We start from the raw sequence: 21,519 nt of genomic DNA, 5'->3' as shown, positions 1-21,519 counted from the left end.
GTACAACCCTGGCGGGGGGAAGCGTGTCCAACTGGCGTGGCAGAGGTTCTCGATATTGCAGCGGTGTCCGGACGCGGCGGAGTGGTTCGCCCACTCCGGCGCCCTCGCGCACCCGGTGGCATGCCGGTGATCACCCCCGCGCCGGCCACCCGGCCCACCAGGATTCCGTCCCAGAACGGCGAGGGCGCTGACGACGCCATGACCGCGGGCACCACCGTTGATCACCTCACCGAGACCTACCGCGCCCATTACCGGTCGCTGCTCGGACTCGCCGCACTTCTGCTGGACGACACGGCCTCCTGCGAGGACGTCGTGCAGGAGGCGTTCATCCGCGTGCACTCGGCACGCAAACGGGTCAGGGACCCCGAGAAGACACTCGCCTATCTGCGCCAGACCGTGGTCAACCTGTCCCGGTCCGCTCTGCGCCGCCGCATCCTCGGACTGAAGCTTCTCTCCAAGCCGATGCCGGACATGGCGAGCGCCGAGGAAGGTGCGTACGACCTGCTGGAGCGCGACGCGCTGAAGAGCGCCATGCGCAACCTCCAGCGGCGGCAGCGCGAGGTGCTGGTGCTCCGCTATTTCGCCGACATGACCGAGGCGCAGGTCGCCGAGACACTCGGCATATCGCTGGGCTCGGTGAAGGCATACGGTTCGCGCGGAATCGCCGCGCTGCGGGTGGCCATGGAGGCCCCGGCATGAGCAAGGACAGGGACAAGCGGGACGAGCGGTACGGGGGGCCTTCGCGGTCCCTGAACCACCAGGCTGGGAACGAAATGCCGAACGAAGGGCCGGACAGCTCGGTCGACGGCCTCGACGAGAACGAGCTCGCGCTTCGCCGGCTGATGCACGGTGCCGTGCGCGACCTGAGGCCGTCCGACGACGCGCTCGACCATCTGCACAAGGCCGTGCCCGCCCGCCGGGCCCGGCGGCGCCAGGTCGTGGTCGGCGCGGCTGCGGCCGCGCTGCTTGTCGGCACCGCGATCCCGGCCTTCCTGCACGTCGCAGGGGCCGGTGGTGGCGTCAAGGACAACCCCGTCGCGGTGGGACACGGCCCGCGTACCCACAACGGGACCGGTGCGGCCGACGGGGCAGGCAACGGCAAGCAGGGCACGAACTCACCGTCCGGCGGGGGCGGCGCGACGGGCAAGGACGGAGTCAAGGACAAGCCGTCCGGCACCGGCAAGGGCAATCAGGGCGGTGCGGCGGGCGGTGGCTCGGGCGCGTCCGACAAGGCGGTCAAAGGCCTGCCGATGTGCAGCGCCCAGCAACTGGGCGTCACCTCGGCATCGACGGATCCGGCCACCGCGGACGGCACCGTCTACGGCACCTTCCGGGTCTCCAACGTCTCCGGCAGCCAGTGCGCCATCAGGGACGCGGGCACGATGAACTTCCAGGCACTGGGCGCCGCCGACCCGGCCCGGATCACCGTGGTCGACCACACGGCGGGCGACGCGGCAGGCGGGCTGCCCGACCCGTCACAGGAGACCACCGGCCTCGTGCTGGAACCGGCCAAGGCCTACGAGGTGAAGTTCGCCTGGGTTCCGTCGGACACCTGCCCCACCACGGACCCGTCGCCCGACCCGACACCGTCGGGCGGCTCCGAAGGGGCGAGCGGCACCGGCGACGGCGGGACTCCGCCCGACGCCGCCCACACCGATCCGCAGATGCAGTACGCCGACGGGGACACGTCGGACGGCAGCGTGGCGGTGGTCCACGAGGCGGAGCCGGGTGTGCCGGCCGCCGAGGCGACCATCCCCAACGCCTGCGCGGGCACCATCTACCGCACGGGAGTGCTGGACACTTCCTGATCGCTGTCCCGCGACTGTGTCCGGTCCTGCGCCGCGTCCGCAGGTCCCTCCTCGGGCACGAGTCCGAGCGCCAGGTCCCTGGCGGCCTCGGCCTCGCGCCGGATCAGCCGGAACCACATGAAGACGACGAACCCGGCGAAGACGAACCACTCGCCGGTGTAACCGAGATTCTGGAACGACTTGAGGTCCAGCCCACTGTTCTGCGGTGCTGCGGCGGGCACCGGGGTCAGCCCGGCTGAGGCGTGCGGCAGCGTGATCCAGGCGTCGTACACCGGATAGGGCACCAGGTTCACCAGCGACGCGGCACTGATGATCCCGATCTGGCCGCTGGGCAGCCCGCCCGCCGTGTTCGCCCCGTCGGTTCCGCTGTCCTCGGACGCCTGAAGGGATCCGGTGACCGTGACGTCGCCCTTCGGTGCAGACGGCGCCTTCGCCCCTGTGGGCAGCCACCCGCGCACCACCGGCAGCGCCTTGCCGCCCTTCGTCCGGAGCAGGGTGAGTACGTACGACCCCTGCTTGCCGTCCACGACCCGGTCCGGTACCAGGAACTGCTCCGCGTAGTGTCCGGTGGCCGTGGCCTGGCGCCCCGAGGTGTCAAGCCCCACCGGCAGCAGCGTGTCCAGCGGCGCGGAAGCCTGGTGCGCGGGATCGGGCCTGTGTTCGTCGGACTGGTGCGTGGCCACGCGTGCCTCGAACCTGCTCAGCTGCCATGACCCCATGAAGATGCAGAAGGGGATGGCGAGCAGGACGAACACATTGATCCCCCACCAGCGGGGCGTCAGCAGGAACCGGTACACGCCTCTTACCGTACGTGGCGGGTCCGGGGGGCTCTGCCCCGGACCCCGCGTCCCCACGCGCGGTACGCGGCCCGCCCCCCTCCCGGTGACCGCCGGGGGAGGGGACGGCCGAGGTCACGCCATGTGCCGTGCCACGAAGTCCAGCTCGAGCCCCACCTGCTTGACCCGTTCGTCCACCACAAGTGACCCGTGCCCCGCCTCGTACCGGTACACCTCGTGCACCGCCCCGCGAGCGGCCAGCCGCGCCACGTAGTTCTCGACCTGCCGGATCGGGCACCGGGGGTCGTTGACCCCGGCCGAGATGAAGACCGGTGCCCGCACCGCGTCCACATACGTCAGCGGCGACGACGCCGCGTACCGGTCCGGTACGGACTCCGGTGTGCCTCCGAGCAGGGTCCGGTCCATCGCCTTGAGGGTCTCCATCTCGTCGTGGTACGCGGTGACGTAGTCCGCGACCGGCACGGCGGCAAGACCCGCCGCCCAGACGTCCGGCTGGGTGCCGAGGCCGAGCAGCGTGAGATAACCGCCCCACGACCCGCCGGCGAGAACCAGCTTCGCAGGGTCGGCGAGGCCCGACGAGACGGCCCACTCCCGCACAGCGGCGATGTCCTCCAGCTCGATGAGACCGACCCGGTGCTTGAGCGCGTCGGTCCACTCCCGGCCGTAGCCGGTCGAGCCGCGGTAGTTGATCCGGACGACCGCACAGCCGTGATCGATCCATGCCGCCGGCCCGGAAGCGAAGGCGTCGCTGTCGTGCCAGGTCGGCCCGCCGTGCACGTCGAACACGGTCGGGAAGGGTCCGGGCCCCGCCGGCTGCTGCACCAGCGCGTGGATACGGCCGCCGGGACCCTCCACCCAGACATCGCGCACCTCCACCGAGGCCGGTGCCGTCATCCCGGGCGGGTCCAGCACGACCGTCCCGGACGTGGACCGTACGGCGGGCGGGAGCGCGGCCGACGACCAGAGGTATTCGACCGTGCCGTCGGGGCGTGCGGTGGCCCCGGACACCGTGCCAGGGGGTGTCTCGATGCGCACCGGGCGGTGTCCGGCGAGTTCGTAGCGCCACAGTTCGCTGCGCGCCTCGAAGCTGTGCACGATCAGCAGTGCCGATCCGTCCGGATACCACTCGGCGCTCACATCGCCGGGCAGATCGATGTCGAGCGCCGTCTCGGTACCGGTCGCCACGTCCCACACCATCGGCTCCCAGCGGCCCCGCCGCTGATGCCCGACCAGCAGCCGGGTGTCCCCTGCGACCGGTGGGAATCCGAGAACCTCCAGGCCGAGCTCCTTGGTGCCCCCCTTGGTGTCGTCGAGCTCGGCGACCGCGGTGCCGTCCAGCCGCACCACCCGCAGCGCGGCATGCATCGCGTCGCCGTGTTCGGTGTGCTCGATGGCGATGAGTGTCCCGTCGTGCGAGAGGTCGCCGACTCCGGCCGACTCGGGGTGCCGGTAGATCTCCACGGGGGCCGCGCCGGGCCGTACGACATGCACGGTGGACCCGTCCTCGTCGGTCGACCGGCCGACCACAGCGGTCCCGTCCCGCCCGATACCCAGTCCACCGGGGTACGCGGGGGCGAGTCCGGGCGTCGCGGGTTCGTCGGGGCCGCCGTGGAAGGCCTGGCGCATCCAGACGCCGAACTCGTCACCGTCGGTGTCGGCGAACCACCACAGCCACTCGCCGTCGGGCGAGAGCACCCCCTCGGTGGTTCCGTTGGGCCGCTCGGTGGCCTGCCGCTGTTTGCCGCTCGCGCGGTCCCAGGCGTACAGCTCGAATGTTCCGGTCGCGTTGGAGACGAAGAGCGAGCGGTCCGGTGCGTCCTGCGCCCATTCGGGCAGCCCGACCCGCGGAGCCCTGAAGCGCTTTTCCCAGTCCGGCATGGCGTGTGCGTCAGTCATCCGCCCATTGTGGCGGCGCGGCTGTGACGTCAGGGGCCGGGGCGGCCCCATCCCGAGCCGACCGGCATGGCTCCGGGCACCCGGATGCATGGGGCACCTTTCTGTGTGGTCCCGTGGAACGCGGTGCGTTCGCCCGTAAACACCGGGCTCCGGAGGGTGGGGCCGGATGCCTGTTCGCTGGTCCATCACTTCGAGGGAAGCCTGATTCCGTAACCGAACTCGGGGCGCGAGCGTTCCGAAGAAGACTGCAAGAGAAGCCGCAGCCAAGGCGGCCTCCGGTAAGTGTTCTAGGAAAGGCTTGTGTTCATGTCTCGTATCGTTCGGGTGACCGCCCTGTCTGCCATCGCTGCTGCCACGGTGATGGGCGCCGCTTCGGCCGCCTCCGCGGACGCGGGTGCGCACGGCAAGGCCATCGGGTCGCCCGGTGTGCTCTCCGGCAACCTGGTCCAGGCCCCGGTCCACGTTCCGGTCAACGCCTGCGGCAACACCGTGAACCTCGTCGGTGCGCTGAACCCGGCGTTCGGCAACACCTGCGTCAACGCCTGACGGTGAGCTCTCTGTGCCCCGGCAGGTCATGCCTGCCGGGGCACAGTGCTGTCGCCTGCGAGGCTGCGCGGGGGAGCTCCCGTGCGGCTACCAGTGCGTGATCACTGACTCACATTGACGGCGAACCAGTCCACGCTCATATCCGCGCCCGAGCTGATGTCGGCCGAGGGCGACGTGCAGCCGCAGACCTTGTTGGGGTACGAGCCGCCGATCGCGACATCGAAGATCGCGAAGAATCCGTGGTCGACCGCGGCCTTCCAGGTGGCGTCCGACACCTCGTTCTGACTGACCGCGAAGGTCTGGGCGCCGTCGAGGTAGAAGCGCAGCTGCTCGGCGGCCGCATTGCTGCGGTCCACGATCACGGAGTACGTGTGATAGCCGCTCTGGCACCCTGCGCATGCCTGGAGTCCGCTGCTGATGCCGTCCGGGTCGTGGCACTCGCCCGCCCACTGGCCGCAGTGGAAGGTCGTCGAGTGCTGGCTCAGCGCATTGACGTCCTCCATGATGTCCAGCTCACCGATGCTGGGCCAGTTGGTCGCGCCGACCGGGCGGGCGTCGGCGCCCATCGCCCAGAAGGCCGGCCAGTAGCCGAGGCCGCTTGCCGGGTCGGGCTGCTTCAGGGAGGCGCTGATCTCCAGTTGCCCGCCGGCCGGTGCGGCGAAGTCGGTGCGCTGGGTCTCCACCCGGCCCGAAGTCCAGTTCCCCGAAGCGTCCTTGATCGGTTTGATCACCATATGGCCGTCGCCGTCCTGGTAGACGTTGGCGGTCGAGTCGGTAGACGTCTCGATTTCGCCGGTGCCCCAGTTCGCGGCCCCGCCGCCATAGCTGGTGCCCTTGTCGTAGAGCCAGTCCGCAGTGTTGAGGCCGGTGCCGGAAGCTCCGTTGAAGTCATCCTTGAACACGGTGGTCCAGGCGGCTTCGGCGGTTGCCGCCGGTTCGCTCGCCGCTGCGGCACCGGTCGACGCGGTGAGGCCGACGAGACCGGTAACGGGCAGCGAAAGCGCGGCGAGCACGGTCAGCAGCCGCCGACGGGGGCGGCGCCCGGTTTTCGCTGGTCCTGCTGAGAAAGCGATCCTGTACATGGGGGAGGCTGCTTTCTGTTGTGGGGGTTTCGGTCAAAGGCGCGGGCGCGGGGCCGTCGGGCCCGGCCACGGCTGGGGGACCCAGCAGGTGGGGTGGACGGGCGCACGGCGGCCGGGGAGCACCGGATTGCTGAGAGTGTTCTGAGAGCGCTCTCATCTGGCATCGACTGTCAGGCACCTTGCGGTGGCCGGTCAAGAGGCGTGTCAAGTTCACTAGTTGAACCCGTGAGTTGGTCTCCGGGCGTGAACCCGGGGTTTCGGCCCGAGGGGTGAACCCGAGGCTGCAAGCCCGCAGGCTGAACCCCAAGGGGTGTGTCCCCCAACGGACTTGCCGGCGCGGGCGGGATACCGAGGCCGGGGCAGCTCTCGCGGCGGGGCGCCCTCGTCACTACCTGAACAGTCCGTGCCGAAGTGCCCGGCGTGTGCCCGACCACCCTCGCGACGCGCGTGATCCGGCGTGCCGCCCACGCTCTTCCGCACTCCGGGCTGTCCTCAGCCTGCCGTGCGGTCCCTGGTGGACACCGGCCCGGCGGACCGGGTGTCCGGCGGGGAACTCCTCCGTAGGATTGACGTATGACGGCCGATGATCCGGAACGTACCGCTCGCCGCGGGATCCGCGTGTCCGACGCCGAGCGCGAAGCAGTCGTGGAACAGCTGCGGGACGCGGCCGCCGAGGGCCGTATCGATCTCGGCGAGCTGGACACCAGGCTGGCCCTGGCCCTGACCGCCAGGACCTACGGCGACCTGGCGCCGCTGACCGTCGACCTGCCGCCGGTGGTGGCCCCGGTCCTGGCCCCGCCGATCGTGCTCAAGGGCGGGATGCACGGCGCTTCGCGCTCGGGGCGCTGGGAGGTGCCCGTCCGGATCACCCTGCACGGCGGTGTGGGCGGCGCGAAGCTCGACTTCACCCGCACGGACTGCCGGCTGCCCGAGGTGGAGATCGAGGTGCACGGAGAGATGGCCGGGGTGACCATCGTGATCCCCGACGGGTGGGTGGCCGAAACCGATGGGGTCGACCCCGGCATCGGCGGCATGAAGGACCGGACCACCGCCGACCGGCTCCCGGGTACCCCGGTGATCCGCCTGACCGGGGACGGCGGGATGGCGGGCGTGGTGATCCGCCATCCCAACTTCCGCGAACGGCGCAAGCTGAACCGCACAGGCACCGGGCAGTAGATCCCGTACCCGCCGTCGCGCGGCCCGGCCGCCGCGGCGCCCCGCGCCCCGGCAGCCGGCCCGTCCTCAGAGGCCGAACGCGGCGGGATCGCCCGCCAGACCCCTGAAGCGCTCACGCGGATCGTTGATGAGCTTGCGCAGCTTGAGGTCCAGCAGCCCACCGACCGCCGTCACCTCCGCCGAGACGGTGCCGTCGGCCTTCCGGACCGTCTGTTCGATCCGGAATGTCTTGCCCTCGCCCCATACGAAGGCGCAGCTGACGTCGACCTCATCACCGGCCAGCAGCTCACGCTTGTAGCGGATGGTCGTCTCCAGGGCCACCGGGCCGACGCCGCTCGCCAGCAGATCGCTCTGGCTGATGCCGCCGTGCCGGAGCAGCGACCACCGGGCATGCTCGGCGTACTGGAGGTACACGCTCTGGTTGAGATGGCCCTGCGTGTCGGTCTCGTACCCGCGGACACCGATGCGTACGGAAAACGGATCTGCCACGACTTCCCTCTCTGCTTCGCCCGGCCCAGTGGACGCCGACGCGATTGACTGGGTGAAACGTGCCTCAGGCGCCCGAGGCGGTCAGCTCACGTTCCCTCTGTGCCTCGCGGGCGGCGAAGGGACACTGCCAGTCGGCCGGTTTTGGCCGACCGGAGTAGCGGCGGGCCTCGGACAGCTGCTCGTACTCGTGGAGATTGGGATTGATATCGCCCTGCAGCTTGATGTCCTGCTTGCGTATCTTGTCCGCCAGCCGGTCCCACATCCCGGCGCCCTTGATCCGGTCGAACTGCTCATGCGAATTGAAGGCCAGCATCGGATAGGGCGGCCGGCGGCCCCACCGCTGGTGGGTCTCGTGCAGACCGATCACGAAGAAGGGATGGCCGGCCACGCTGAACGCGAACGCTCCGGACTGAGGGTCCGACGAGTAGCCATCGGCCCAGCGATGGGACTCCGCGTCCTGTTCATGGAGCAGCTGCAACTGCTGCCACAGAAGCTCCTCGAACCGCAGCTCATCCACACCACGCGGCTGCGCGAAGGTCGCGACGAAGCTGGTGAACGTCCGGGCGCTCCAGTCCGCCGATCCCACGAATTCCGCGAGATCGAGTGCCATCAGCCGCGCGGACTCCTCGCTCCCCAGCAGGTCGTAGTGCCGATGTGCGATGCCACCCCGGCGCCAGGCGGAGCGGCCCGCCAGGCAGGAGAACCGTTCCCCCAGGATGAACTCCTCGACCTCACCACGCGCATCTGCCGCCATGGCCAGCCTTCCTTCCAAGTACGTGCCTCCTCACTGGGAGATCATTTTTCTTTTGGATCCGGGTGCGCCCACCCCATGCCTGCGGGCTTCCGGCCGCACGCGGAGTCGCGGCCGTCGTGGCCGCACGCGGGCAGGACCGGGTCCGCGGAAAAAGACGGGGGGAGGTCGTCAGGCGATTGTGACGGTAGGAGCCGATCTGCGAAAGCCCGGATTCGCCCCGTCACCAAAGGGTCACGTACTGGGGTGGATCTCGCGCCCGGAACCGGCGTGGTGCACGGGTGGACCCGCGTCCCTGCCGAAAGCTGAGAGTGAACAGTCCATCACTCACCGTAAGGAACCCTGCATATGATTCGCCGTCTCACCGCCGTTGTCGCCGGCGCCCTCGTGGCCGGTGTCCTCGCCGCCGGAGCCGCCTCGGCGGCCCCCGCGCCCACCGACAACGCCACCGGCCTCACCCCGAAGGAGCAGGTCGGCCTGCACTTCGCCAACGAGTTGGTCGGCACCCTGCTGGGTCAGGCGCCGCTCGACAGTGGCCGCTGAGCTTTCACAGCGGGCTTCCGGCGGCTTCCGCCGCTGACACATCAGGGCCGGACTCCTCTGACCGGGGCCGGCCCTGATGCATGCCCGGCCCCGGGAAGAGCCGCCTGTGGTGTCGTTCCACCGGCGCTGTGCGGCAGCAGGAGGTGCGCAAAATGTCGAACAGAATCGTTGACCATCTTGTTGGCTTAGATTTGGGTTCGACAGGCACTCGCTCAGGGAGGGCAACCATGCCGAAGCAAGCCGGCCCGGCCGGTGGTGAGCAGGGCAGGCAGCTGGCGCTGGCTCAATTGCGGCAGGCGATTCTGCGCGGAGAGATGGCGCCCGCCCAGCGGCTGGTGGAGAACGAACTCGCCGAGCAGTTCGAGGTGACGCGGGGCAGTGTCCGAGCCGCGCTGATCGAGCTGGAGTCGGAAGGGCTGGTCGAGCGGATCCGCAACCGCGGGTCGCGGGTGCGGGTGGTGAGTGTTGAGGAAGCTGTCGCCATCACCGAATGCCGGATGGCGCTCGAGGGGCTGTGCGCGGCCAAGGCGGCCGTCGCGGCCAGTGACGAGCAGTTGAACCGGCTCACCGGTGTCGGTGAGGCGATGTCCAGGGCGGTCGCCGGCGGCGAGCCGATGGTCTATTCCGAGCTGAACCACGAACTGCACGCCCTCGTACGGGAGTTCTCCGGCCAGCAGACAGCCGTTTCGCTCCTGGAGCGGCTCAACGGCCAGTTGGTGCGTCACCGGTTCCAGCTCGCGCTGCGACCGGGGCGCCCCCAGCAGTCCCTGAGGGAACACCTGGCCATGATCGAGGCGATCAGGGCCCGGGAACCACAGGCAGCCGAGGCGGCCGTCCGCTCCCATCTGGCGAGCGTGATCGACGCACTGCGTGATTGACACCTGCTGACCAAAGCCCTGGCCGTGGCAGGGCGTTGAGGGCGTACGGGCCCTCAGCGCCCGGGCCCTCCGCGCTACGGTTCGGGTGGCACCCTGCGGAAAGGCGATCGGATGAGGGACACGAGTTCAGAGGCGCTGGTCACCCTCGGACGCTGGTACCTGCGTGATGCCCCTGGTTCTCTCGGCAAGGAGTGGCTGGCCGCCCAGTACCTGAATGCCCACCTGCGTGACCACCCTCGACGGCGGGTTTCCGAGGCCCGGTTCGGCGCCCGGTTCGCTGTCGACACCCAGGACCTGATCCAGCGCTACCTGTACATGTTCGGCGGATGGGAACCGAACATGACCCACTGGCTGAAGAACAGGCTGCGTCCCGGGGACACGTTCGTCGACGTCGGTGCCAATATCGGCTACTTCAGCGTGCTGGCTTCGCGTCTTGTCGGCAGCACGGGCCAGGTGGCGGCCATCGAGGCCTCTCCCGCGTTCCACCGCAGGCTGCTGCAGAATGCCCGGCTCAACGAGTGCGACAACATTCGTGCGGTCAACACGGCCGTTGCCGACACCCGGAAGCTGCTGACCTTCGTCCTCGCCAGCTCCAGCAACATGGGTGCGAACAGCATCGTCCCCTACGAAGGGACCGCGGAATCCACCTTCGAAACCGAGGCCCTTCCACTGGCGGAGGTTCTGCGGACGGAGGAGATCACGACGGCGAGAGTGATCAAAATCGATGTCGAGGGGGCGGAGGGCAGCGCCATCCGGGGCCTGCTGCCTGTCATCGACCAGCTGCGACCTGATGCCGAGATCACCACTGAGGTCACTCCCCACCGGATGACGCAGCTCGGGGACTCTGTCGACGAGCTTCTGGGCGCGATGAAGCGGCGCGGCTTCCACGTGTACCGAATGGCCAACGACTACACCCCGCAGAGCTACGTCGCGGCGCGGCGCCGCCCTCCGCCGGCTCCTGTCCGGTGGCGCGGACCGATCACCGGTGAGAGTGACCTCGTCTTCTCGCGCACCGACGCCGAACTGCTGCCCTGAGACGCTGTCGCCCGGCCTCCCGGGGCCGGGCCAGCGGCATCACGCGTATCTACGAGGTCCCCGTCAGCGGGGACTGACCGGACAGTGCCTGGAAGCGCTCCAGCGCACGCGACCTGGCTTCCACGACTGCCATACGCGTATCGCGCTCGGCCGTATCGGTGTGCGTCGCCTGGCTCGTCACCTGACCTGGCCACTTGCGGTACAGGAGGCCGACGTCGGACGAGAACCAGCCCCGGCTGACCGCGTTCATCGCGAGCAGCAGTCCGGTGTCCTCCGAGGCCGGCAGCGCCATCCAGCCGCCGAGGGCGAAGAGCAGGTCGCGGCGGACGAAGAGCGTCGCGGGGTGGACCTGCGCGCGGTAGTTGTTCGCCTTCCAGTACGCGAGTACCGCTCCGCGCTCGATCGGGCCGTTGTCGGGGTCACCTTCGAAGCCGGCGGTGGAACCATCGGGGAGCAGGTCGAGCACGCGCGACGTCGCCCAGCCCAGGCTCGGGTTCTCTTCGAGGGCGGCGAGGTCGCGAGCCAGTGCGCCCGGCGCCAACTGGTCGTCGGCGTCCAGGACCTTGACGTAGTCGCCGTTCGCGTGGGCGAGAGCCATGGTCCGGGCTACCCCCGGCCCCCCGGCCCGCCCTTGCCGGAATGTCACCCGCTCGTCAGCCGGCACATGCGGAGCGACGTCCGAACCCCTCCCGTCCTCCTGGATCACCCAGTGCCAGTCCCAGCCCTCGGGCAGCTCCTGTATGCAGAGTGATGTGTAGGCGTCCGGCAGGAACGGGGCTGACGGGGCGTGGACGGCGGTAACGATGATGATGCGCCGGCGCACGGCACTCACCACCTTTCCAGATGAGTGGTGAAGTGCTGTGAAGTGCATGGCCGTGCGCTGGCCGGGCAGCGTGATCTACGACCTCTCCACAGCGCGGTCGTCGGTGTCGGACGACGTCCTGCGGAGGGCTGTGAGGGACGAGATGTGAGGCGGCGAGATTGAACGGCGCGCGCCCGGCGCTGAATCGCGTCCGGTAGGAGCGCTCGATGAGCGCGGTGCCCTCTGCGACCCTCATGAGCTCCGCGATGTCGACCGCTCCCTCGATATGACGTCCTCACCATACGACTCCTCAGGAGGCCCTGATGAGTGGGGGAGGTGTGGTCACAATCCCCGCAACTCACGCGGAGTTCGGAACAGGTCTCTTCAGGAGCCGTCGACGGAAAGCCTGCTGATGGCCCGTCGACGGAAGGGCGCGAGAAGGGCCGCCATCGCCGAGAAGACCCGCCGGTATTTCTGGTGTATCGAGATGGTCACGCCCATTTCCCCCGGCGGGAAGCCGGGGGAGGGCAAGGGGTCCATTGCCCTGAATGCGGACCAGCTGCGCCGCTGTGAATCGAGGAGTTCACGCCATTGGATGTCCGGCATCCCCAGGTCGTGGAAGAGCCCGACCGCTGGCGACGGGGGATGCGCCAGCGATCGGGCTGTTTCCCACAGTAACAAGGCTGGTTGGGTGACGGGAGAACTGCTCAGCCGTAAGGAGGGGTTGTGATCGAGATCACGCGACACGCCCAGGCGTGTGGTCCGCACCTGTTACTGACCGCATGGCGGGTCGTACGGCAGGCGTGGCAGATAGTCGTGCCATTTCTTCGGTGTCAGGACACCCCGGGTGACCGAGCAAATACGGCTGATTGCCCTGTCGGCATCCAGGTTCCACAACCGGACGGTATCGGCGCCGCTGGACACTCCGAGCAGGTGGCTGTTCGGGCTGAACGACAAGAAGTTGCCGGTCTTGGCATTAGGGCTCAGTGACTGGCCGATAGGAGTGGCCTTCGACGGGTGGGTGACATTCCAGAGCCGGACCGTGTCGTCGTTGCCGCCGCTCGCCAGCGTGCGCCCGTTCCTGCTGAATGTGAGTGATACGACCGCTTCGGTGTGGCCGGTGAGGGTGGAGCCAAGTTGGGCTGCGTGGAGAGGTTCGGTGACGTTCCAGAGTCGGACCGTGCCGTCGTCGCTTCCGCTGGCCAGAGTTCGACCGTCCGGACTGTAGGCGAGTGCGTTGACGGGGCCCAGGTGGCCCTTGAGAGGTGCGCCGAGTCGGGCGGCGTGGCGTGGGTCGGTCACGTTCCAGAGCTGGATGGCGCCGTCCGCGCTGCCGCCGGCCAGGGTCCGGCCGTCCGGGCTGAAGACGAAGGCGTTGACGTAGCCCTTCTGGCCGGCGAGTGGCGCACCGAGCGAAACGAGGTGAGATGGGTCGCTGACGTCCCACAACCGGATGGTGCGGTCGTCGAGGGCGGTTGCCAGCGTGTGTCCGTCCGGGCTGAAGGCCAGCGCGTCGGGGCCCGCGAATCGTGTCCTCAGCGCGACGGGCGGGCCGTAGGGGACAGGCCGGGTCGGGTCGGTGACGTTCCACAACTGCACCGCGCGGCTTCCGGTCAGCACCGCAAGGGTGCGGCCGTCGGGGGAGAAGAGCAGCGAACGCGCGTCCCCCTTCCCGGGCATGAACGGTTTGCCGAGCAATGCGGGCCGGCTGGGGGACCTCACGTTCCACAGCCGCACCTTCTCGTCGCGTGCGGCGGTGGCGAGCACCCGGCCGTCCGCGCGGAACGCTCCGATTCTGCCCGTCATGTCCGACGCCGGGATCGACCAGAGGCGGGCCTTGTTGTCACCACTCCCGGTGGCGAGGGTCCGGCCGTCAGGACTGAAGCCGACGGCGTACATCTCGCCGCTGCTGCCGGCAAGAGGCTCGCCGACCTGCGCCGGGTATGCGGGATTGCTGACGTTCCACAGGCTCGCCGTGCTGTCGGCACTGCCGGCGGCGAGCATCGTGCCGTCGGGGCTGAAGGCCACCGACCATATGGGGCCGGTGTGACCGGTCAGAGGTGTGCCGAGTTGGGCGGCGTGGCGTGGGTCGGTCACCTTCCAGAGCCGGATGGTGTCGTCCGCGCCGCCGCTGGCGAGCGTGCGGCCGTCGGGGCTGAAGGCCACGGAGTGCACCGTGCCCGTGTGGCCGGTCAGTATCCGGCCGATCGGGCCGGGGTGACGCGGATCAGCCATGTTCCACAGCCGGACCGTGCCGTCGTCGCCGCCGGCTGCCAGCGTCCGTCCGTCGGGACTGAACGCCACCGAGCGCACCGCCGCGGTGTGTCCGGTCAGGGCGCCGATGGCCTTCGGCCGGCTCGGTTCAGCCGTGTCCCACAGCCGCACGGTGTGATCTTCGCTTGCAGCGGCCAGCGTGTGCCCGTCGGGGCTGAAGGCGAGGAGGTACTCCGTGCCCCCATCGCCGGCCAGGGGAGCACCGAGCGGCTGAGGGTGGCTGGGATCCCGAACGTTCCACATACGGATCGTGCCGTCGTCCGATGCGCTGGCGAGGGTGCGCCCGTCCGGACTGAAGACCGCGCTGCTGACCCAACTCCTGTGGCCGGTCAGGGGCTTGCCCAACCGTTTGGGATGAGTGGGGTCTGTCACGTCCCACAGCCGAATGGTCCGGTCGTAGCTCGCCGTGGCCAGAATCCGCCCGTTCGGGCTGAACGAGGTGAGGTAGACGGCGCCGGTGTGGCCGAGGAGCGGGGTGGCCAGCGGCGCGTTGACGATCGAGATCAGCCGATTGCTGGTGGCCTCGTCGCCCGGCCGCAAACGGTGGGCCACGAGATCGAGTTGTGCGGCCAGTGACGGGTCCGTGTACTGGACGCGATCGGCTTCGGCGACCACCTGCTCGAACACGGCGTCGTCCCGCTGCTGCCACGCGATCACCGCCGAACCGACCGCCAGCATCGCCAGGACGACGAGCGCCGACACCGCCCCACGACTGAGCCAGACTGTGCGTCTGCGCAGTCTGGCCGAAGCGGCCAGGAAGTCCACCGCGCTCCGGGTCAGGAACGTGTCACCTGCTGACTTCGCCCAGCTGCGGGTCTGCTCCAGACGGGACCCCCGGTAGAGCATGGACGTGTCGCGATGTGCGGCCTCCCAGGCCCTGCCGTCCTCCTCCAGCTGCTGGCGGAGCAGGTTGTCGTTCCTGTCCTCGTCGATCCAGTCACGCAGGCGGGGCCAGGCGTGCAGCAGAGCTTCATGGGTGATCTCCACGGTCTCCGCGTCGAGAGTCACCAACCGGGCGTGGACCAGCGCTTCGAGCGATTCCTCCGTCCTGTCCGGGTCCGTGGATTCCTCCGCCAGCTGGCGCCGCGTCTCCCGCCTCCGGGTCGCCTGGGTGTCCTCACCCAGCCGGACCAGTCTGAGCAGGAGCAGCCTCGCGGCCGTGCGGGCCGCCGGACCGAGGCTGGACCAGGCGCGCTCCGCGGTCGCCGCGACCGCCCCCTGGATCCCGCCCGCCGCGCCGTAGCCGGCCAGGGTCAGCCTGCCCGCCGTCCGCCGCTGCCAGGTGGCGAGCAGGGCGTGGGAGAGGAGCGGCAGCACCCCCGCGTGTGTCCCGCGGGGGCCGTCGGCGCTCACTTCCCGGACGATCAGCTCCGCCAGCCCCGGTTCGAGTTCCAGACCCACCGCTCTGGCCGGACTCGTCACGGCTTCGCGCAACTCCGCGGTGGTCAGCGGTCCGAGAACCATGTGCCGGTGTTGCAGGGCGTCGGCCAGTTCGGGATATCCGAGGCATTGCTCGTAGAAGTCGGCGCGTATGCCGAGGACCACGAGCACGGGGGCGGGGCCGTCCGGGCCGGTGGCCGTGCACGCGGCATGGAGGAGCTGGACGAAGGCGCGCCTGTTCGCCTCGTCGGAGCAGAGCGTGAACGCCTCCTCGAACTGGTCCACGATGACGACCGGGCGAGCGGAGGAGCACGTTTCACGGTCAGTCCATGCCGAGACGGCTTCCCTCGCCGCGTGGGCGAATCGGCGCGTACCGGGTTCATCCGATGCGAGTTCCCGTTCCGCCGGTTCTTCCGCTGTCGGGAGGACGTGTGCCAGTTCAGGAATCCGGCGCGTCAGCTCTGCGAGGGGATCGCTTCCCGGTACCAGCTGGAGCACCTTCCGCGCCCGGCTGTCACCGTCACCGAGGGCGCCGTTCTGCAATGCGGGCACCACTCCGGCGTTCAGGAGGGAGGATTTTCCCGACCCCGACGCGCCCACGAGCATGACCAGGCCGCCTGTCGTCTCCGCTGCCCGGAGCTGAGCGACGAGGGCGTCCGTGCATCGCTCCCGGCCGAAGAACCACCGGGCGTCCTGCTCGCGGTACGGAGCCAGCCCCCGGTAGGGGCACACACCACCGGGAACGTTCACGGCCTCGCCGGACAGCCGTTGCCTGTCCTCCGCAGACGCCGCGGAGCGGTCACCGACCGGGTCGGCCACCGCCCGCTCCCACAGGCGCTGCCACTGGGCCAGGTCGTACAGTCCTGCGGACACCGGCGCGGTCTGCGCGCGCCGCGCTTGGGGGATCAAAACCTGCAACACCGCTGCGAGGGCGACGAACTGGGCAGGCACGTTCCTGGACCGTCGCCAGTCGCTGATCCGCTGGGCGGACACCCGCACGGCCCGCCCGCGTTCGTCGACCCGCTGGAGCCTGACGACTGCCTCGGACACGCTCTTGAGCGGAGGGTTGCCGGCCTCCCTGTACAGCAGCGCGAGACGTTCCGCCAAGGCTGTGCGTGCGCCGGAGTCGGAACTCAAGGTCTCCACCCTCTGATTCCACCACCCTGGACGTCCGGACCGGAAAACTCAGCCTATCTGCCTGACCTGCGGTTAGCGGTTCGTCCGGGCCCCGGATCCCCCTCACCGGGAGCCATAGCTGGCAGGATCACGACGTAGCAGCGCAGCACCCGGGCGGCGCCCGGATCGGCCACCAGCTCAGCGCTCGGAGAGACACATCATGACGCCGCATGTTCTCGGTCAACTTCCACCGTAGCCACCAGCAGCCACCAGCAGCCACCGGCTGTCTCACCGGCTGAGCCTGCGAGATCCGTGAAGCGGTCCCAACCGGACTGCCGTCGTATCGACCACGGGTCCGCCTTTTCTCGATCCATGCCGGTCCACGGACACGGCGCGGATCGATGCCGCCGCGTTCGGTACCGGTCCCCACGAGGGGAGGGACCGGTACCGAACGGTGCGGCGTATCCCCATGAGGTGGCGGTTCTCCCGCGCCATGCCGCCTTCGTGGACCGGTCTGCGGCCGGTGCGGAGGCGGCCCGCGACCCGGGCAGCTCCTGACCACCGCAGCCCTCCGGACATGGGTCGCCATCAGCAACGATGACGTGGCGCGAGCGCCGGTCTCATCCAGCGGATCTCGTCTGTCGGGTACGCCGGTGGAGTGTTAGCTTGCCCGCGTAACGCGATCATGCGGAGAGCGTCGCCCGGTGCGGGCGGCCGCAACGCTCCGTGTCCAGGGGGGACTTCAGTGGGTCGTCAAGCCGCGGCGCAGCAGCTCCGTGCTGCCACGCCGGAGATCATCGAGGCGTACCGGGCGGCGTTGGGACGGCTCGGCAGTCCGCTCGTCTCCCGTGAGGACATCTGGCGGCAGTGCCGTCACCAGGCGCAGAGCATCGTGGCCGAGTGCGCGCAGGCACTGGAGGCCGGCAAGCACGCGGAGCCCCGGGGGGTCGGGGAGTACTCGCGGCTGCTGGGGGCCCACCGCGTCGTCCAGCAGGTTCCGGTGTCCGAATCGGTGCGGGCGGTGGAGGTGCTCTGGCAGGCCATGCACGGCGCGGTCACGGAGGCCGTCGACCGGGTGCGGGCGGAGGAGCGCCTGGCGGCGACCCAGACGGTGAGCACCGCATTCAGGGACGCGACCGGCAGCCGCCTGTACCAGGGGATCCGGGGATACGAGGAGGCCAATAGGCCGCTCGCTCCCGAGGCGCGGGAGCGAGCCCCAGGAGCGTCTGCGGACGCCGCGCACGCGCCGGTCCTCGACCTGCTGACGCTGCGGGAGCGGCAGATCCTCGAGGCGGTGCGCGACGGCCTGACGAACCGCCTGATAGGCCGGCGGCTCGACATCAGCGAGGCGACCGTCAAGCGCCATCTGCACAACGCGTACCGCAAGCTCGGAACCAGCTCCCGGGTGCAGGCCCTCAACAAGGCCTTCCCCGGTCAGGGCTGATCGCGCGGCGGCGAGCCCGGCCATGGCTCACGCGGCGGCGAGCACACCCAGCGCGACCAGGTTCGCGGTGTACTGCGTGACCATGAACGCCCGGTACGCGTCCCGTCGTTGCTGCCGGTCGGCGCTCGCCCGGCGGGTGTCGCGCACCACCCGGGCGACCACCCACACCGCCCCGGCCGCCAACGGCACCGTACCCACCAGGGCGAGCGGGGCCCACAGGGCCGCCGCCACCGGGCCGGCCACGCCGACCAGTACGGCCCCGGCCGCGGCCAGCGCCCGCGCCGCAGCCATGCCGTGGACGACGGCGACGGTGCGCCGGCCACCGGCCGCATCTCCGCCCGCGTCGCCCAAGTCCTTGACCACGGAGCCGACCAGGGCCATCCATGCGGCCATCACGCAGCCGAACACCACGCCCGTCGCGCTCCACCCGGAGCCGGCCGCCGCGACTCCTGCGGCGTACGAGGTCGCGCCGAGGCCGAACACCACGATCGCGCAGCGCACGCTCGACTGCTTCGCCCGCACCGGGGGAGCCGAGTAGGCACAGCCCAGCAGCAGGAAGCCGGCCACCCACCCGAGCACTCCGTTTCCCGCCAGCACGCCGAGCGTCAGCGCGGCACCGGCCAGCAGGGCCGTGACGGCTCCAGCGGTGCGGACCGGCAGGTCTCCCCGGGCGATCGGCCGCCGGGAGCCGTTGGCCCGGTCCTCCCGCACGTCCGTCACGCCGTTGAGCAGATACGCGCAGGACACGGCACACCACCACGCCGCCATGCCGAGCAGGGTCCGCCAGGGAGCCTGCTGGAGCTGAGCGGTGGACACCGCGCCCACCGCGAACCGCAGAAGAAACACGATCTGCACCGACGGGCGCGCCTCCGACCAGCACAGACGTGCCGTTTCTGCCATGGTGCGCCGGCGCAGATCCAGCACGGGAGCCGGACTGGGAATTCTCGGACAAACCCCGGAATCGATCACGGCCGCAGCCTATGAGCGGCCTCGGATACATCGCCATACAACCATCGGCGTACGGGTGTACATCGGTGTACACCCTCACTGGGCTTTAGGGCGCAATACGTTGTGAGGGCCTGAATTCCTGGGGCAGGATGAGCGGCGCCGCGAATCGGAGAAATGATCCGGATACCGCAGCGCATACGAATGGCAGGCCTACAGGCATGAACAGAAAACGAACCACACAGTATTTCCGGAACTCTCCACGTGGGTTTTCACATGAGAACTGATGAGCGGTCCGAGGCTGCGAAGAACATGGCAGCGATCGGCTCCAGCGGGCATTACGACGGAAAACTCGCCCCGTACGACATCACTGTTTCGCAGGCGCACGTCGCCATGCTCCTGAAGCAGGAGATCCTTCCCGCGGACGCCGCCGCGGAACTCCAGCGCGCTCTGGAGGAGCTCAAGCAGCGGATTCTGGCCGGAGCCGACCTGCTGGACCCCGATGCCGAGGACGTCCACACGGCGATAGAGCAGTATCTGGAGACGCAGATCGGCGCCGACGCGGGCTGGCTGGGAACCGCACGTGCTCGGAACGATCTCGCGGTGACCGCGCTCCGGCTGTGGATCCGCGATCAGGTCATCTCGCTGAGGACGAAGATCCTGGCGTTGACCGAGGCGATGCTCGCGCAGGCCGAGAAGCATGCGGCGACCATCATGCCGGGCTTCTCGCACCTCCAGATCGCGCAACCGATGACCTTCGGTCATGTCTGTCTCGCGTATGCCGAGACATTTCTGCGCGATGCCGAGCGGATCTCCTTCGTACTCACTCTGCAGGACGAGTGCCCCATGGGATCCGCGGCACTGGCCGGCACCGGATTCCCGATCGACCGGGTCACCGTCGCGCGGAGTCTGGGCTTCCGTCAGCCGACGGCGAACTCCCTGGAGAGCGTCGGGGACCGGGGGTTCGCTCTCGATTTCCTGAGCGCCGGCGCATCGGTGGCCCTCAACCTCTCCCGCTTCAGCGCGGAGATCGTCTTCTGGTCGTCGCAGCTCGTCGGCCTCATCACGCTGCCGGACGAACTGGTCAGTGCTTCATCGGCCATGCCGCACAAGCGGAACCCCGACGCGGCGGAGCTCATCCGTGGCAAGAGCGGCAGGGTTCTGGGGAATCTCCACGCGCTGCAGACCGTGGTCAAGGGTCTGCCCCTGAGCTACTTCAGGGATCTGCAGGAGGACAAGGAACCGCTGTTCGACACCGCGGAAACGCTGGCGCTGTCCCTGGACGCCGCTGTCACGCTCGCGACCCTCATGCAGCCGAACACGGACGCGATGCGCTCGGCCACCGATATCGACTTCGTGACCTCGGGCGATCTGGCGGACTGGCTGACGCGTGAGCGCGGTGTGCCGTTCCGCGAAGCGCATCACCTCGTCACTGAGCTGGTGCGTCTGTCCGAGAAGCGGAAGTGCCCGCTCAGCGCATTGCCCCTCGAAGCGCGACGCGATATCGACCCCCGCCTGGCACTGGCCGAATGGCCGGACATATCCATTGAAACCTCGGTCGACTCGCGCGACAGCCAAGGCGGCACATCACCCAAGCGTGTCGCCGAGGCCGCCGCACAACTGCGTTCCCGGCTCGCCGAATTCATCGAGTTCGAAACAGACTTTTCCGACCAGGAAATCATCAAGCAAGAAGGAGAGGTCAAGCGATGACCGCCACCCTGCTGGAGACCCCGGAGCAGCGGCTGCCCGCCATCGACCCGGTCGAAGCAAAGAAGCAGTACTGGCAGGACGGCTACACCATCCTCCGTGGTCTTTATTCGCATGCGGAGATAGAGGCTTACCGGAACGAGGTCAACCGGCTCTGGAGCCTCGACGGCCTGGACGACGACCTCAATCTGCGTACGGAGTTCCGGCGCGGGCCCGACGGCCGCTACACCTTCGACCGCCTCGACCCGGTCCTCGACATTTCGTCGGGGATGACGGACGCCGCGAAGCACCCGGCGCTGCTCTCCGCACTGGAGACCATCCTCGACGGCTCCCCCGAGGTACTCAAGTGCAAGCTGATCCGCAAGGAGCCGGGCACGAACGGCTACATCCCGCACCAGGACTTCCTGTACTGGCGGTGGCTCAACGAGGAACCGGACAAGCTGTGCACGGCGGTGATCAACCTGTACCCGAGCGATGCACGCTCAGGCGGGCTCGGCTTCTATCGCGGCACCCACCACGACCTCCTCCCGGGGCCCGCGGACAACCCCGAGGCGGACTGCGACCCGACGGCGCTGAACGCGTCGGCCATCGACGTCCCCGCGCTGGAAGCCGGTGACGTCCTGGTGTTCCACTCGCTCGCCGTGCACTTCAGCGGTCGCAACGCCGGCGATGTCCCGCGGACCGTGCTGCTGCCGTCGTACTGCGCCACCAACGACACGGGCCTGTACCGGAAGTACTACCAGCGCGAGGTCGCGCGGCGCTGCCAGGAAATGGTCGGCTTCGAGCGCTACTTCGAGCGCAACGGGGACATCTGAGGCCTCGCAGGAATGCGCGGACCTTCTCGACCAGG

18 protein-coding genes are annotated in these 21,519 nt (G+C 69.3%); 10 read left to right on the top strand and 8 right to left on the bottom strand.

Annotated elements, in window-relative coordinates; all coding sequences use genetic code 11:
- Positions 1 to 36 precede the first annotated feature (36 nt).
- Both OHS16_RS14195 and OHS16_RS14190 read left to right on the top strand, forming a co-directional pair.
- Positions 37 to 699 carry a SigE family RNA polymerase sigma factor gene (locus OHS16_RS14195; RefSeq protein ID WP_328537559.1) on the top strand — a complete coding sequence of 221 codons (663 nt, stop codon included), beginning with the start codon at positions 37 to 39 and terminating at the stop codon, positions 697 to 699.
- Positions 696 to 1,808: a hypothetical protein gene (locus OHS16_RS14190; protein WP_328537558.1), complete on the top strand. Its 1,113-nt coding sequence runs from the start codon at positions 696 to 698 to the stop codon at positions 1,806 to 1,808. Before OHS16_RS14195 ends, OHS16_RS14190 begins: the two co-directional genes overlap by 4 nt.
- Here the strand turns inward: OHS16_RS14190 and OHS16_RS14185 are convergent.
- Together OHS16_RS14185 and OHS16_RS14180 are read right to left on the bottom strand one after the other, a co-directional pair.
- A complete protein-coding gene (locus OHS16_RS14185) occupies positions 1,778 to 2,605 on the bottom strand; it encodes an SURF1 family protein (RefSeq protein ID WP_328537557.1) in 828 nt (275 codons plus the stop codon). The genes OHS16_RS14190 and OHS16_RS14185 overlap by 31 nt on opposite strands.
- Before the next feature lie 114 nt (positions 2,606 to 2,719).
- Positions 2,720 to 4,501: a S9 family peptidase gene (locus OHS16_RS14180; RefSeq protein ID WP_328537556.1), complete on the bottom strand. Its 1,782-nt coding sequence runs from the start codon at positions 4,499 to 4,501 to the stop codon at positions 2,720 to 2,722.
- A gap of 306 nt (positions 4,502 to 4,807) precedes the next feature.
- Between OHS16_RS14180 and OHS16_RS14175 the strand changes: the two genes are divergently transcribed.
- Positions 4,808 to 5,047, top strand: coding sequence for a chaplin (locus OHS16_RS14175; protein WP_328537555.1), 240 nt, complete (start codon positions 4,808 to 4,810; stop codon positions 5,045 to 5,047).
- A 101-nt stretch (positions 5,048 to 5,148) separates the two neighbouring features.
- On the opposite strand, the gene OHS16_RS14170 is transcribed toward OHS16_RS14175, so the two are convergent.
- Positions 5,149 to 6,129, bottom strand: a complete 981-nt coding sequence (locus OHS16_RS14170; RefSeq protein ID WP_328537554.1) for a glycoside hydrolase family 16 protein — start codon at positions 6,127 to 6,129, stop codon at positions 5,149 to 5,151.
- A 573-nt stretch (positions 6,130 to 6,702) separates the two neighbouring features.
- Between OHS16_RS14170 and OHS16_RS14165 the strand changes: the two genes are divergently transcribed.
- Complete coding sequence (locus OHS16_RS14165; protein ID WP_328537553.1) at positions 6,703 to 7,305, top strand: DUF1707 SHOCT-like domain-containing protein; 603 nt, start codon at positions 6,703 to 6,705, stop codon at positions 7,303 to 7,305.
- A gap of 66 nt (positions 7,306 to 7,371) precedes the next feature.
- Here OHS16_RS14165 and OHS16_RS14160 read toward each other — a convergent pair whose 3' ends face one another.
- Together OHS16_RS14160 and gntA are read right to left on the bottom strand one after the other, a co-directional pair.
- Positions 7,372 to 7,794: an acyl-CoA thioesterase gene (locus tag OHS16_RS14160; RefSeq protein ID WP_328537552.1), complete on the bottom strand. Its 423-nt coding sequence runs from the start codon at positions 7,792 to 7,794 to the stop codon at positions 7,372 to 7,374.
- A 64-nt stretch (positions 7,795 to 7,858) separates the two neighbouring features.
- Entirely contained in the window at positions 7,859 to 8,548 is a 690-nt protein-coding gene (gene gntA / locus OHS16_RS14155; RefSeq protein WP_328537551.1) for a guanitoxin biosynthesis heme-dependent pre-guanitoxin N-hydroxylase GntA, read from the bottom strand.
- Between the two features lie 345 nt (positions 8,549 to 8,893).
- Between gntA and OHS16_RS14150 the strand changes: the two genes are divergently transcribed.
- From OHS16_RS14150 to OHS16_RS14140, 3 genes are all read left to right on the top strand, one after another.
- Positions 8,894 to 9,088, top strand: coding sequence for a hypothetical protein (locus OHS16_RS14150; protein WP_328537550.1), 195 nt, complete (start codon positions 8,894 to 8,896; stop codon positions 9,086 to 9,088).
- Between the two features lie 227 nt (positions 9,089 to 9,315).
- Entirely contained in the window at positions 9,316 to 9,966 is a 651-nt protein-coding gene (locus OHS16_RS14145) for a GntR family transcriptional regulator (protein WP_328537549.1), read from the top strand.
- 111 nt (positions 9,967 to 10,077) lie between these two features.
- On the top strand, positions 10,078 to 11,001 hold the full coding sequence (locus OHS16_RS14140; protein ID WP_328537548.1) for an FkbM family methyltransferase: 924 nt from the start codon (positions 10,078 to 10,080) through the stop codon (positions 10,999 to 11,001).
- A 49-nt stretch (positions 11,002 to 11,050) separates the two neighbouring features.
- Here OHS16_RS14140 and OHS16_RS14135 read toward each other — a convergent pair whose 3' ends face one another.
- Together OHS16_RS14135 and OHS16_RS14130 are read right to left on the bottom strand one after the other, a co-directional pair.
- Positions 11,051 to 11,824: a glycosyltransferase family 2 protein gene (locus tag OHS16_RS14135; RefSeq protein WP_328537547.1), complete on the bottom strand. Its 774-nt coding sequence runs from the start codon at positions 11,822 to 11,824 to the stop codon at positions 11,051 to 11,053.
- 750 nt (positions 11,825 to 12,574) lie between these two features.
- Positions 12,575 to 16,603: an nSTAND1 domain-containing NTPase gene (locus tag OHS16_RS14130; RefSeq protein ID WP_328537546.1), complete on the bottom strand. Its 4,029-nt coding sequence runs from the start codon at positions 16,601 to 16,603 to the stop codon at positions 12,575 to 12,577.
- A 715-nt stretch (positions 16,604 to 17,318) separates the two neighbouring features.
- Here OHS16_RS14130 and OHS16_RS14125 point away from each other — a divergent pair.
- Entirely contained in the window at positions 17,319 to 18,017 is a 699-nt protein-coding gene (locus OHS16_RS14125; RefSeq protein ID WP_328537545.1) for a helix-turn-helix transcriptional regulator, read from the top strand.
- Between the two features lie 27 nt (positions 18,018 to 18,044).
- On the opposite strand, the gene OHS16_RS14120 is transcribed toward OHS16_RS14125, so the two are convergent.
- Positions 18,045 to 18,941 carry a UbiA family prenyltransferase gene (locus OHS16_RS14120; protein ID WP_328537544.1) on the bottom strand — a complete coding sequence of 299 codons (897 nt, stop codon included), beginning with the start codon at positions 18,939 to 18,941 and terminating at the stop codon, positions 18,045 to 18,047.
- Between the two features lie 297 nt (positions 18,942 to 19,238).
- Here OHS16_RS14120 and argH point away from each other — a divergent pair, with 297 nt between their 5' ends.
- Both argH and OHS16_RS14110 read left to right on the top strand, forming a co-directional pair.
- Positions 19,239 to 20,672 carry an argininosuccinate lyase gene (argH, locus tag OHS16_RS14115; RefSeq protein WP_328537543.1) on the top strand — a complete coding sequence of 478 codons (1,434 nt, stop codon included), beginning with the start codon at positions 19,239 to 19,241 and terminating at the stop codon, positions 20,670 to 20,672.
- A complete protein-coding gene (locus tag OHS16_RS14110; protein WP_328537542.1) occupies positions 20,669 to 21,484 on the top strand; it encodes a phytanoyl-CoA dioxygenase family protein in 816 nt (271 codons plus the stop codon). The genes argH and OHS16_RS14110 overlap by 4 nt, the downstream gene beginning before the upstream one ends.
- The last annotated feature ends 35 nt before the right edge of the window (positions 21,485 to 21,519 follow it).

The sequence above is a fragment of the Streptomyces sp. NBC_00344 genome, from assembly GCF_036088315.1.
GTDB lineage: Bacteria > Actinomycetota > Actinomycetes > Streptomycetales > Streptomycetaceae > Streptomyces.
Note: the sequence above shows the minus strand (reverse complement) of the source record. Positions and strands in the feature narration are given on the sequence as shown.